13 protein-coding genes are annotated in these 12,779 nt (G+C 71.4%); 8 read left to right on the plus strand and 5 right to left on the minus strand.

Annotation, left to right across the window (positions count from 1 at the left end):
* Positions 1-6 precede the first annotated feature (6 nt).
* Positions 7-1,896: a DUF2264 domain-containing protein gene (locus tag ADL25_RS29185; RefSeq protein WP_059130850.1), complete on the minus strand. Its 1,890-nt coding sequence runs from the start codon at positions 1,894-1,896 to the stop codon at positions 7-9.
* Positions 1,893-2,921, minus strand: a complete 1,029-nt coding sequence (locus tag ADL25_RS29190; protein WP_059130851.1) for a hydroxyacid dehydrogenase — start codon at positions 2,919-2,921, stop codon at positions 1,893-1,895. Before ADL25_RS29190 ends, ADL25_RS29185 begins: the two co-directional genes overlap by 4 nt.
* A gap of 362 nt (positions 2,922-3,283) precedes the next feature.
* Between ADL25_RS29190 and ADL25_RS29195 the strand changes: the two genes are divergently transcribed.
* Both ADL25_RS29195 and ADL25_RS29200 read left to right on the plus strand, forming a co-directional pair.
* Entirely contained in the window at positions 3,284-4,186 is a 903-nt protein-coding gene (locus ADL25_RS29195) for a universal stress protein (protein ID WP_059130852.1), read from the plus strand.
* A 122-nt stretch (positions 4,187-4,308) separates the two neighbouring features.
* Positions 4,309-5,013: a YqjF family protein gene (locus ADL25_RS29200; RefSeq protein WP_059130853.1), complete on the plus strand. Its 705-nt coding sequence runs from the start codon at positions 4,309-4,311 to the stop codon at positions 5,011-5,013.
* Positions 5,014-5,058: 45 nt separating this feature from the next.
* On the opposite strand, the gene ADL25_RS29205 is transcribed toward ADL25_RS29200, so the two are convergent.
* The 3 genes from ADL25_RS29205 to ADL25_RS29215 all read right to left on the minus strand — a co-directional run bounded on the left by ADL25_RS29205 (position 5,059) and on the right by ADL25_RS29215 (position 6,814).
* A complete protein-coding gene (locus tag ADL25_RS29205; protein WP_059130854.1) occupies positions 5,059-5,793 on the minus strand; it encodes an SOS response-associated peptidase in 735 nt (244 codons plus the stop codon).
* Positions 5,794-5,843: 50 nt separating this feature from the next.
* Complete coding sequence (locus ADL25_RS29210) at positions 5,844-6,056, minus strand: hypothetical protein (protein WP_159045027.1); 213 nt, start codon at positions 6,054-6,056, stop codon at positions 5,844-5,846.
* Positions 6,057-6,358: 302 nt separating this feature from the next.
* Positions 6,359-6,814 (minus strand): phage holin family protein, encoded by a 456-nt coding sequence (locus ADL25_RS29215; protein WP_059130856.1) that lies wholly within the window; start codon positions 6,812-6,814, stop codon positions 6,359-6,361.
* 236 nt (positions 6,815-7,050) lie between these two features.
* Here ADL25_RS29215 and ADL25_RS29220 point away from each other — a divergent pair, with 236 nt between their 5' ends.
* The 6 genes from ADL25_RS29220 to ADL25_RS29245 are packed head-to-tail and all read left to right on the plus strand — an operon-like array spanning position 7,051 to position 12,764.
* The gene (locus ADL25_RS29220; RefSeq protein WP_059130857.1) at positions 7,051-8,205 is read left to right on the plus strand and encodes a hypothetical protein; all 1,155 of its coding nucleotides are present in this window, start codon (positions 7,051-7,053) and stop codon (positions 8,203-8,205) included.
* Positions 8,184-8,729 carry a hemerythrin domain-containing protein gene (locus tag ADL25_RS29225; protein ID WP_059130858.1) on the plus strand — a complete coding sequence of 182 codons (546 nt, stop codon included), beginning with the start codon at positions 8,184-8,186 and terminating at the stop codon, positions 8,727-8,729. The genes ADL25_RS29220 and ADL25_RS29225 overlap by 22 nt, the downstream gene beginning before the upstream one ends.
* Positions 8,726-9,805: a hydrogenase expression protein HypE gene (locus ADL25_RS29230; protein WP_059130859.1), complete on the plus strand. Its 1,080-nt coding sequence runs from the start codon at positions 8,726-8,728 to the stop codon at positions 9,803-9,805. Before ADL25_RS29225 ends, ADL25_RS29230 begins: the two co-directional genes overlap by 4 nt.
* A 37-nt stretch (positions 9,806-9,842) precedes the next feature.
* Positions 9,843-11,636, plus strand: a complete 1,794-nt coding sequence (locus ADL25_RS29235) for a nickel-dependent hydrogenase large subunit (RefSeq protein ID WP_059130860.1) — start codon at positions 9,843-9,845, stop codon at positions 11,634-11,636.
* On the plus strand, positions 11,629-12,180 hold the full coding sequence (locus ADL25_RS29240) for a NifU family protein (RefSeq protein WP_059130861.1): 552 nt from the start codon (positions 11,629-11,631) through the stop codon (positions 12,178-12,180). Before ADL25_RS29235 ends, ADL25_RS29240 begins: the two co-directional genes overlap by 8 nt.
* On the plus strand, positions 12,177-12,764 hold the full coding sequence (locus ADL25_RS29245) for a DUF5947 family protein (protein WP_059130862.1): 588 nt from the start codon (positions 12,177-12,179) through the stop codon (positions 12,762-12,764). Before ADL25_RS29240 ends, ADL25_RS29245 begins: the two co-directional genes overlap by 4 nt.
* The last annotated feature ends 15 nt before the right edge of the window (positions 12,765-12,779 follow it).

Here is a 12,779-nt window from a genome sequence, read left to right on the forward strand (position 1 = left end):
GTCCGGTCACAGCAGTGACACGCTCATCGGCCGGAACCGGACCACTGAGCGTGCCCCGTCGCCGGCCCACGTCACCTCGACGCCGTCGCCGTCGACCGCCACGGCGGCGACGGCGTCCACGAGCGGCGTGGGTTCGGCTTCGGCGGTCAGGGTGGCCAGGCACACGTGCACCGAGGTGCCGCCGGCCCGCCCGCCGAGACGGGGGACCTGGGCCCATCGGGTCCAGGCCGTGCCCTGGGGGGCGCGCAGCGGTTCGGGACCGTCGTCCCAGCCGTGCAGCCCGTGGAGGGCCGAGACCGCGGTGTCGTCGGGTCCCGTGGCCCAGCCGGTGAGACTCACCCGTGCTCCGTCCGGGGCGCCGACCACGCGGTGGACGCGCAGTTCGTACCGGCCCCGCGCCACCGTGACGCTCTCCACCCGAAGGCCCGGCGCCATCGGGGGGCCGGCGACGAAGACGGGCCGGTGCCAGGACGCTGCCCAGCCCCATCCCTCGCAGTGCCCTGCCCCCAGGGGGTGGATGCGGCGCCGGACGCTCGCCCGGCCGTTCACCTCCACCGAGAAGTGGTTGTCGGCGACGTTCCCGGGCGCCGTTGGCCCGGTGCGGGTGGAGTACGCGAGCCGCCCGTAGTGCGGATCGTTCCCGTCCGCCGACTCGCCCTCGTGATGGCGTACGTCGTCACTGCCGTGGTTGTGCAACCGTACGGCCCCGTCGGCACACGTCGACTGCACCAGAAGTCCCGGGGCGGGCAGAGCGAGGACCCGATCGGCCTCCTCGACCGGCCCCGGCTCCTCCCTTGCCGTCCACAGCGGATGGCCGCCCGGCGCCAGGAGGGACACGAACGCCTTCGACGCCCAGTACGGGGAGGCGGGACCGGAGTACGCCTGCAGCGTGGCCTCGTGCGGGCCGTGCCAGCCGAGGCCGAGCAGACCGTCCCCGGTCAGCGCTCCTCGGTCCAGGAAGTAGCGCAGGGTGCCGCTCGTCAGCCGGCGGGAGGTGCCCGCGGTCAGTGGGGTGTGTCCGGTGACCGCGCCCAGGGCGATGGCCGTCGAAGCGGCGAACCGGTACACGAGCGACCGGCCGAAGTGCAGCGGTGCGCCGTCGGCACCGAACATGAGCGAGAACCCTTCGAGGTACTCACTCAGCCGGGCACCGTAGTGGGCGGACCGCTCACTGTCCCCGGCGAGGTGGGCGTCGAGCATCGGATACAGGTGCAGGGCCCAGCCGTTGTAGTGGTCGAACGCCTGGTGGTCCCCGTCCGTGTACCAGCCGTCGCCGCGGTACCAGCCCTCCAGCAGGTCCACCGCACGCTGCCGGGCCGCCGCGGTCTCCGCGTCCCCGCGGCCCACCGATTCCAGGAACCCGGCGACGGTGAACGGGAACAGGTACCAGTTGTTCGGCGCGGGCGAATGGCGCAGCGCACCGCGCAGCCAGTGCTCCGCCCGGTCCTGGACGCCGGGATCGAGGTTCTTCCACAGCCAGGGCGCGGTCAGCCGCAGTCCGAGCGCGACCGAAGCCGACTCCACCATCGGCTGGCCCTGCACATCGTGGTCCAGGATCAGGGGCCAGGACTCGGTGTCGTCACGGCCCGGGGTGCAGGTACCGGAGGCGAGACCGCGGGCGTACCGCTCCAGCCATCCGTGCGGATCGTCCCCGTCCGCCCCCGCCACGCGGAACGCGGCGGCGAGGAACGTGCGGGCATAGCCTTCCAGACCGTCGGAGCGCACCCCCGAGCGCGATGGCCGTCCGGGCAGGTGGAGCAGTGCGTCACCGGGTGTGCTCCAGCGCCACGCGGACGCCAGCAGCCCGTCCGCCACGGCCTCCCAGTGAGCGCGGGTGTACCCGGTGTACGGGCTCGACCCGCGGTCCTCCGGCGGCAGTTCGAAGGGGGTGCTCATGCCTGGATCGCCGCCCTCTCGCGTCGTACGGGATGCATGAATCCGGCGCCCGAGGCCCATCGGGCGGTCTCGGCGAGGGCGAGATCGGCCAGCCGGCGCCACTCGTTGCCCTGGGAACCGGCCAGGTGGGGGGTGATGAGCACGTTGTCGCACTCCCACAACGGGTGCTGTGGAGGCAGTACTTCGGGGTCGGTGACGTCGAGGACGGCCCGGACGCGGCCCGCCGCGGCGGCCTCGGCGAGCGCGTCCTGGTCGACGATCGCTCCGCGTGCGGTGTTGATCAGAACGGCGCCGGGGCGCATCGACTCGATCAGTTCGCGGCCGACCAGACCGCGGGTCTCGGGGAGCAGCGGCGTGTGCACGCTGACCGTGTCGCTGCGCGCGAAGAGCTCGTCCAGCCCGACGGGGGTCACACCGAGTCCGGCCGCCTCGGTCGCGGAGACGTACGGATCGTGGAGGAGCACGTCGAGGTCGTGGGGGCGCAGCAGTTCGATGACACGGCGCCCGATGAGCGATGCCGACAGGATGCCCACCGTGCGGCGGAAGTTGCCGACGGTGCGCGGGGTGGCCAGCCAGTCGTCGCTGCTGCGGGACGTGCGGTAGTCACGGGCGCGTTCTAGGACGTGCTTGCCGGTGAGCAGGATCATCGCGAGGGTGTACTCGGCGACCGGCACGGCGTTGGCCGCGGCGGCGGAGGACACCTCGATGCCCCGCTCCCAGCAGGCTTCGGTGATGTGGTGCCGCACACTGCCCGCGGTGTGCACGACCGCTCGCAGCCGGGGTGCCAACCTGAGCACGGCCTCGTCCAGCGGAGGACAGCCCCAGCCGGTCACCAGCACGTCGACATCGGCGAGGACCGCGACGGCCGCGGGTGTGGTGAGGTCGTCGAGTACGGGGAGCGCCAGGTCGCAGACGGCGGTGAGGGCGTCCAGCGACTCGCGGTCGAGCACGGCCGCGGCGGCCTCCTGGGACATGGCGAGTGCGGCGCGGGGGCGCGGAGCGGGACCGGGCTGGGAGCGGGTCATCTGGGCGCGGCAACTCCTGACTCGGTGGTGCTGTGCACATGAGACAACTGTGTGTCCGTGCTGACACGGCCTGTGCGGGTCACGGGAATCCTCACGGCCCGCACGGGAAGCGGTCAAGACGGCGCCCAGTGGGAAGCGGAACAGCCGGGCGCTCTTCCGCGGACGTCCGCTCACCGGGCGGAGCCCCGGGCGTCGGGCGCCCGGACGTACCGGCCGCCCATGCCTGCGCACGTGTCGCCGTACAGACTGGTGGGAAGGCAGGTGCTCCGCCGGTGGCCCGACCCGGCGGGTACGCACCCGAAGTGCGTGGGGCCGGGGCTCGGGCGAGGCAGGCGACCCGGTACGAGCGGCTGGAGCTGGCGATGACCCGACCGGACCACCGCCGGCCGATCGTGGTCGGTGTCGATCCCGACCCGGCGAAACGGGTGGCGCTGGCCTGGGCCGCCGACGAGGCCGCACACCGTCGGGTGCCCCTGCGTCTGGTGCACGCCGCCACCGTGCCGACCACGGAGTTCCGCAGATGGGAACTTCCGCATTCCTGGCAGGTGCGTGATCGGGCGCTCCAGGAGGCCGGCCGTCATGTGCTGGAGGCGGCCGTGGCCTTCGCGGAGCGGCGGCAGCCCCGGATCCGGGTGTCGGGACTGCTGGCGAACGGTACCCCGGCGCCTGTCCTTCGCGAACAGAGCCGCGACGCCACGGCCGTCGTCCTGGGCTCGTGGCATCTGAGCCGGATGCGGGAGATGTTCGGCGCGGAATCCATCGCCCTGCCCGTCATCTCCCATGCGCACTGCCCGGTGGTCGTCGTGCCCGAGCCGGCACACCCCACCGAGGGGCCCGGGTACGTGGTCGTCGGCGTGGACGGCAGCGCACCTTCCGCGGCGGCCGTCGAATTCGCCTTCGAGGAGGCCGCACTGCGGGGCGTGGCCGTGCGGGCACTCCATGTGCGGCATCCCGGGCCGCTCGCGGGGGCCGACGCGGACACGGCGCAGCGGGAGGGCGACCGGCTGCTGTCCGGCACGATGGCCGGTCCCGGCGCCGCCCACCCGGATGTCGAGGTGCACCACGAGGTCGTCGACGGCCATCCCGTGACCGCACTGGCCGATGCCTCCGCCCACGCGTTGGCCCTGGTGGTGGGCACACGGGGCCACGGCGGTTTCACCGGCATGCTGCTCGGCTCGGTGAGCCAGGGCGTGCTGCGCCAGGCCCGTTGTCCCGTCGTCACCGTGCCGCTTCCGGTCACCTCGGCCGGCGGGCACCGGTCCTGAGGCGCGTCGCGGGGGCCGTCGGGTGTCCGTCCCGGCCCAGCCGCCGGAAGACGAACGCAGGCCCGTCCCCAACGACGTCCGCGTCCCGCGCCCCGGACCGGTGGCGTGCGTAATCTGGACACATGGTGTCGCGCACCACCCGGCGGCATGTCGTCCTGCCCGTGCTCAAGGCGCGGTGGCTCAGTCAGACCTTTGTCCACTGGCCCTACGAACCGCGGTTTGTGCAGGCGCTGCTGCCACCGGGTCTGACGGTCGACACGTACGACGACACGGCGTGGGTGGGATTCACGCCCTTCGTGATGGCGGCCCTGCGCCCGGGCGTTCTGCCGTCCGCTCCGTTGTCCTTCGCGGAGACCAACCTGCGCACCCATGTGCGCCGTCGCGACGGCCTCGACGGCGTGTGGTTCCTGTCCGTCGAGGTCACGACGCGGACCATGATGGCGGCGTGGCTGATCGGGGCACCCTGTCACCTCGGCGCTCTCCAGGTGCGCCACGAGGACGGTGCCGTGCACTATGCTGGCGTACGCTGCGGGGGCTTTCCGTCCTACCGCCTGACCGTTCGCCCGGGCGGACCCTTCACCCCGGACGCGAGGGATCTGTGGCTGACCTCTCGATGGCACGCCTTCACCCGTACCGGGCCCGTGCTGTGGCGGACCACCGTGGACCACGAGCCATGGACGCTGTGCCGCGCCGAGGTGGTGGACCTCCGCCAGACGCTGACGACGGCGGCCGGGCTTCCGCCACCGTCCGGGCCCGCCGTGGTGCATTTCTCGCCCCAGGTGCGCACGGTTCGTTTCGCGCTGCCCCGTCCGGCGCACAGTCGCTGAGCGGCGCCGGACCGGGATCGTTGCCGCGGGCTCGCCCGACGCGGACTACGGCGCGGCCTGGTCCAGCAGCCCGGGACCGTTGTGGTGGACGTCGTTGACGGCGGTGGACACCGGGCGCACGTCGAGACGGCCGTCTGCCGGAGGGGTCAGCAGGGCACGCAGCCGGTCCGGGTCCTGGTGCCCCGGATCGAGCCAGGCGTCGTGCCGGTCGGGCGCCACCGCGAGCGGCATCCGCGGGTGGATGCGCCCGGCGGCGTCGGTGGCCTCCGTGGTGATGATCGTGCAGGTCGTCCACCAGGCCTCAGGGTCGTCGTCCTCGGCCACGGAGGGGTCGCGCCAGAACTCGTACAGCCCCGCGAGGGCCATCACCTCACCATCCTCCTGGCTGATGAAGTAGGGCTGCTTGCGGGCCTTGGACCGGTCGCTCGCCCTGATCTGCTGCCACTCGTAGAAACCGTCGGCGGGCAGCAGACAGCGCCGCTTGACGAACGCACTGCGGAAGGCCGGTTTCTCGGCGACCGTCTCCACCCGCGCGTTGATCAACCTGGCGCCGGACTTTGCGTCCCGCGCCCAGGACGGCACCAGGCCCCACCGCAACGGCCGTAGTTGCCGCCGGACGGTGCCGCCGCCGCGGGGCGCGCGTTCCAGCACGGCCCACACCTCGTCGGTCGGCGCCACGTTCCAGCTCGGCTCCAGGACCTCCTCCCGGTTCCAGTCGGTGACGTGGAAGCGGCGGACCAGGTCCTCGGGGCTGCGGGTGGACACATAGCGACCGCACATGGGCTCACTGTGCCACGCACGGTGAGGCACCACCCGGCTCCCGGACGGGATCACGGATGGGCGCAACCGCCTCCCGGGGCGGGGTGCGGATGGCCCCCGGGCGGGGCGACGGAGGCGAAGGCCATGCGGAACAGGTCCCAGGCGCTTGCGTCACCGACGGCGGGGCTCCCGCCCTGCGCGGCTCGAACGCGCCGGTACGCCGACTCGGTGACCGTGCCGCCGGCACCGGCCGGATGGGCCGAGTCGATGGGGATCGTCTCCACGAGCACCCCTCCTTCCGTACGCGCTCCGAAGCGCCGACGGCCCCCGCGGCGCGCGAGCACGGTGCCGCCCGGCAAGGCCGTGGCCCGCCGGGGCGGCCGCGGTCCGCGCCCGCAGACTGCCACTGCGACGGCATTCACGCCTCCCGCGGCCCTCGTACGCGCCGCGACCAGCGCCTCGCGACCACCCGGTTGGCGCAACGGGCGGCGCGCCGGCGCGGCATGGTCGGCCGCTCGCGCGTCGCCGGAAGACGGTCCCGGCACCGGCGGCGGCGATCGGGCGGCTTATCCCGCCGACGGTGCGCCTACACCGGGCCGTCACCCCGGCGGGCCGGTCCCGGCTCGGCCTGCGTGGCAGCGCTGTCCGTCCGGTCGAGGGCGTCCGCCGGCCGCACCGGCACGGCGCACACGCGCTTGCGCGCGGCCTGGGCGAGAGCCAGGGCTCCCATGGCGTAGGTACTGCCGAGCACGGCGGATGCGCGAGCGCCCGGCAGGATCGGCTCCAGCGACCGCAGCAACGTCTCGTGCGCCGACCACAGCGCCAGGACACCGCACACCCCGGCGGCGCCCGACAGCGCTCCGCCCGCACCGATACGCCGCAGCGCGGCCCTGACCTCGCTCTCCACCGCGAGCAGCTCGTTCCGCGCCAACTGCGCGGTGTCCTGGGCCAGGCGGGCCGCCGCATCGCCCATCGGACTCCTGTGGTCCGGCGAGCCGTCGCCTTGCATGCCCATCACAGCCGCCTCCGTCTTCTCGCGCATCGCATTCCGTGCCTCTCGACGCCGAGGCCAAGGCCGGGGCCGACAGCCGGGAGTCCACTCCCGAAGTACCCCCTCACACCGCACCGACACGGCATCGATGGCCGGTCCCGCGACCCGCTCCGGCCCGGGCCCGACGCGTCCCTCACCCGTCCGCCGCCAATACGCGCCGCCGATGAAAAAAGGTGTGATCGTTGTAAACCACTGCAATATGGACATGCTGTGAGTGAGGAGCGACGGTGAGCGACCCTGACCGGACGTCCGGAGGCACGCGTGCGGCTGGTTCCGCGGTCGATGAGGCGTGCGCGGTCGCCGACGCCGTCCTCTACGAGGGCTACCTCCTCTATCCGTACCGGCGGTCGTCGGCCAAGAACCGGGTGCGCTGGCAGTTCGGCATCCTCGCTCCGCGCGCCTGGGCGGAGGCACACGGTCCGGTGGCGCCGAGCATCTCGGGCTCCGTGGAGGCCTGGCGGCAGCAGACCGAGTGCCTGCTGCGGGCGGAGCCCGGCGCAGTGGTCCGGGTACGCGTGCGCTACCTGCAGATGCAGCACAGGGCCGTGGAGCGCCGGGACCAGGAGGGCCACTACGTACCGGCGGACTCCGTGGAGGCCTCCGGGGCGGTGTATCTGGCCTTCGACGAAGCGGTGCCCCGCGAGCGGGACTTCGTCGTTCCGCTGGACGATCTCGTGGCCAAAGAAAGGGAGTTCGACTTCGACGCCCCCGCCGGCGAGGAGACCGAGGAGCTGCCGGGTGGTGCCGGACGTCTGGTGCGCCGGCGCCGGTCGGTCCGGGCCAGGACGACACTGCGCGCGGAGCGGCTCCCCGGCCCCGGAGCGCTGTACCGGCTGCGGGTGCGCACCGAGAACACCTGCCGCGGTGTGCCCGCCGAGTCCGGACGCGACGAGGCCCTGGCTCATGCCCTCATCGCCACGCACACCTTCATCGGCGGCGAACAAGTCGCCTTCTTCTCCTCCATCGATCCTCCGGAGGAGGTCGCGGGGCACACCCGTGACTGCGCCAATCTGCACACGTTCCCGGTGCTGGCGGGCGCGGAGGGGTCGGACGACCTCGTGCTGTCGTCCCCGATCATCCTGCCCGACCATCCCCAGGTGGCGCCCGAGAGCCCGGGCGACCTCCATGACGCCGCGGAGATCGACGAGATCCTGACCCTGCGGACGCTGGTGCTCACGGACGACGAGAAGCGCGAGGCACGCGCCACCGACCCCAGGGCCGCGCTGATCCTGGACCGGGTCGAGGCCATGCCGCCGGAGGTGATGGCCCGGCTGCACGGCGCCATCCGCTCGCTGACTCCCCCCGCCGACCGCACCGCCGGGCCGGCGGACGACCACCGTCCTGGACCGGGAAGGGTGTCATGGACGCCATCGAGCTGCTGAAGCACGACCACCGTGTGGTCGAGCAACTGTTCCGCGACTATCACGCCGCCGCCTCGGGGCCGCAGCGCCGCGCCGTGGTCGAGACCCTCGTACGGGAACTGTCCAGGCACACGACGGTCGAGGAACTGATGGTGTACCCGCTGGCCAGGGAGGTGCTCCCGGACGCGGAGCAGGTGATCGACGACCATCTGGCCGAGCACATCACGGCGGAGAAGACCCTTCTGGCCCTCGACCGTCTCGGCGAGGACGACACACGCGAGAGCGAACTCGTCGCGCGGCTGCGCCAGGAGATCGAGGAGCATCTGCGCGAGGAGGAGGGCGAGCTGATGCCCCGGCTCCGGGACGCGGTCTCCCAGAGAGAACTCGACGAACTGGGGCGGCTCCTCGCACGGGCCAAGCGGACCGCCCCGACCCGACCACACCCGAACGCGCCCGTCGAGCCCCCCGCCCTGGCGTTCGCCGGACCGGTGGCCGCGGCCTACGACCGACTCCGGGACCGACTGCAAGGGAGGCCGAGCACATGAGCGGGACCACGAAGGTCAGCCAACACCCCGACAGGGCCGATCAGAGAAGCGGCTTCGACGAAATCCATGTCCTGTGGATCTCCGAGGGCATGAGCTGCGACGGCGACACCATCTCGATGACGGCCGCCGGTCAGCCGGCCATCGAGGACATCGTCCTCGGACTCGTGCCAGGCCTGCCCAAGGTGAACCTGCACAACAAGGTGCTCTCACCCACCATGGGCGGAGAGGACTTCCTCGCACCCTTCCGCGCCGCGGCACGGGGCGAGTTGGAGCCGTTCATCCTGGTCATCGAGGGGTCGATCCCCAACCAGAAGATCATTCAGGGGGACGGCTACTGGACGTCGTTCGGCAACGACCCGGACACCGGCAAACCGCTCACCCTCAACTGGTGGATCGACCACCTCGCGCCTCGCGCGTGGGCCGTCGTCGCGGTCGGGACCTGTGCCACCTACGGCGGGATCCACGCGATGGCGGGCAACCCGACCGGCTCCATGGGCCTGGCCGACTACCTGGGCTGGGACTTCAGATCGCAGGGTGCCCTGCCGATCGTGAACATTCCGGGCTGTCCGATCCAGCCCGAGAACTTCATGGAGACACTGACGTGGCTCCTGTACCACGCGGCCGGGTCGGCACCGCCGCCCCCGCTGGACCACATGCTGCGCCCGCAGTGGCTGTTCGGGAAGACGGTGCACGAAGGCTGCGACCGCGCCGCGTACTACGAGCAGGCCGACTTCGCCAAGGACTACAACTCCCCCAAGTGCCAGGTCAAGGTGGGCTGCTGGGGTCCGGTCGTCAACTGCAACGTGCCCAAGCGCGGCTGGATGTCGGGCGTGGGCGGCTGCCCGAACGTGGGTGGGATCTGCATCGGCTGCACGATGCCCGGTTTCCCAGACGCCTTCATGCCGTTCATGGACGAACCGACTGGCGCCACTTTCTCCGCGGCGCTGATCAGGCCCTACGGGGCCGTCATCCGTCGACTGCGCGGCATCACCAACATGGCCGTCAACCGCGAACCCAAGTGGCGTCACCCCAAGGCCGAGCTGACGAGCGGTTACGACGCGCACTGGCGCCCCTGAGACACACCCAGCGAAAGAGAGCGAGGAAAGCACGGACATGACGGCAACCGAGGCGCGGGGCGCCAAGCGCAAACCCGCGCAGATCGTGGACATGTCCTGGGATCCGATCACGCGGATCGTCGGCAATCTCGGCATCTACACGAAGATCGACTTTGCGAACCGGGAGGTGGTGGAGTGCCACAGCACTTCGTCGCTCTTCCGCGGCTACTCCGTCTTCATGAGGGGAAAGGACCCGCGCGACGCGGGCTTCATCACGTCACGCATCTGCGGAATCTGCGGAGACAACCACACCACGTGTTCCAACTACGCCCAGCAGATGGCCTACGGCGTCAAGCCTCCGATGCTCGCCGACACCATCGTCAACCTGGGGGAGGCGGCCGAGTACATCTTCGACCACACGATCTTCCAGGACAACCTGGTCTTCGTCGACTTCTGCGAGGCCATGGTCAAGTCCACCAACCCGAGCGTGCTGGCCAAGGCCGAACGCACCGAGGCACGCAACGGCGCGATCCACGGCTACAAGACGATCGCCGACATCATGCGCGCCTTCAACCCCTTCGAGGGCGAGGTGTACAAGGAGGCGCTGAAGGTCAGCCGGATCACCAGGGAGATGTTCTGCCTGATGGAAGGGCGCCATGTGCACCCGTCCACCCTGTATCCGGGCGGCGTTGGCACCATGCCCGAGCCGACCACGTTCACCGACTACCTCTCCCGTCTGGTGCGGGTGATCGACTTCGTCAAGAAGGCCGTCGCGATGAACGACGACGTCTTCGACTTCTTCTACGACGCGCTGCCCGGTTACGAGGAGGTCGGCCGCCGCCGCATCCTGCTGGGCTGCTGGGGCGCCTGGCAGAACCCGGACGTGTGCGACTACCGCTACGAGACGATGAGCGAGTGGGGCAAGGCGATGTACGTCACCCCCGGCGTCGTCGTGGACGGCAAGCTCGTCACCAACGACCTCGTCGACATCAACCTGGGCATCCGGGTGCTGCTGGGCAGTTCCTACTACGAGGACTGGGTCAACGAGCAGGCGTTCGTCACCCACGATCCGCTGGGCAACGCCGTCGACATGCGCCACCCCTGGAACCAGACCACGGTCCCCATGCCGCAGAAGCGCGACTTCAGCGGCAACTACAGCTGGGTGATGAGCCCACGCTGGTACGACAAGAAGAGCGAGGAGCACCTCGCCCTCGACACCGGCGGCGGCCCGCTGGCCCGGCTGTGGTCGACGGCGCTGAACGGCCTGGTCGACACGCCGTACGTCAAGGCCACCGGTCACAGCGTGCAGATCTCGCTGCCCAAGAGCGAGCAACTGCCCGAGATGACGCTGGAGTGGAAGATCCCCCAGTGGAGCAACACGATCGAGCGCGACCGGGCCCGGCCGTACTTCGTCGCGTATGCCGCCGCCATGGCCTTCTACTTCCTGGAGAAGGCCATGGGCTTCGTCCGCGCCGGCGAGACCAAGGTCTTCGAGAACTACGAGGTGCCGGACGAGGCGATCGGCTGCGGCTTCCACGAGGCGGTGCGCGGTGTGCTGTCCCACCACCTGGTGATCAAGGACAAGAAGATCGCGAACTACCACCCCTACCCGCCGACACCGTGGAACGGCAGCCCGAGGGACATGTACGGCACCCCCGGCCCGTACGAGGACGCCGTCATGGGACAGCCGATCTTCGAGGAGAACGGTCCCGACGACTTCAAGGGCGTCGACATCATGCGCACCGTCCGCAGCTTCGACCCCTGTCTGCCCTGCGGCGTACACATGTACCTCGGCAAGAACCAAACGCTCACCAAATTGCACTCGCCCACGTACGGAGCGGCCCATGCCTGAGACCGCACGGCTCGACGAGGCGACGGTCGCGGAGCGACTGGCGCGGCTCGACCTACTGCTCGAACAGCTCGAAGGCGCTCCCGGCCCCATGACCGGCGCGGCGATCGAAGCGGTGCAGGTCCTCGCCGCGGTCTACGGCGAGGCCCTGGCCCGGGTCATGGACGGTGCGCACCCCCACCTGGTGGAGCGCATGGTCGGTGACGAGCTCATCGGTCACCTCCTCGTACTCCACGGGATCCACCCCGAACCGCCCGAGCGACGGGCCGAGCGCGCCGTCGCCGGTCTGCGTCCCTCGGTGCGCGAACGGGGCGGGGACGTCGAGCTGATGGGCGTGGAGGAGGGCGTCGCCCGGGTGCGGCTGGCTGCCAAGGGATGCGGGTCCTCCACGACCGAACTGGAGAGTGCGGTCCGCGAGGCCGTGCTCACCCTGGCCCCCGAGCTCTCCGGCGTCGAGCGTGCGCCGGGGGCCGAGGGCCGGCCGAGCACCTTCGTACCGGTCGAAGCGCTCACCCTGCGTACGGCGCCCGTCGGAGACCGGTCATGACCTCCGGCGCGCTCGCCCGTGTCATCCGCTCCGCCGCCGACGGGCGCACTGACGTGGAGCGCTGCGACCTGTGCGGCGCGGACGTCCCCTCCGCCCACCGCCATCTGCTCGACGGCGGCGGCGAGGAGGTGCTGTGCGCCTGCCGGCCCTGCTCCCTGCTCTTCACCGAGACGGGAGCGAGTGAGGGGCGGTACCGGCTGGTGCCGCAGCGGCGGGTACGCCTGCCTCCGGTGGGTACTCGGGCGTTGGGTGTCCCCGTGGGGCTCGCCTTCTTCGTGCGGCGCACGGACGGCACCGTGACCGCGCACTATCCGAGCCCGGCGGGCGCCACCCGCTGGGAGGCGGATCCGGAGGCATGGAGCGACGTCGTCGCGGACTGCCCGCCGCTGGCCACCCTGGAGCCCGACGTGGAGGCGCTGCTGGTGAACACGGCGTACTCCGCACGGGAGCACTGGATCACCCCGATCGACGACTGCTTCCGGGTGGTCGCGATCGTACGGCGGGAGTGGCGGGGCCTGTCCGGCGGCAGCCGGGTATGGCCGGCCGTCGACCAGTTCTTCGCGGAACTGACCGAACAACCGTAGACCGGCAAGGAGCGG

The organism is Streptomyces sp. NRRL F-5122 (assembly GCF_001507435.1).
GTDB classification, from domain to species: domain Bacteria; phylum Actinomycetota; class Actinomycetes; order Streptomycetales; family Streptomycetaceae; genus Streptomyces; species Streptomyces lannensis.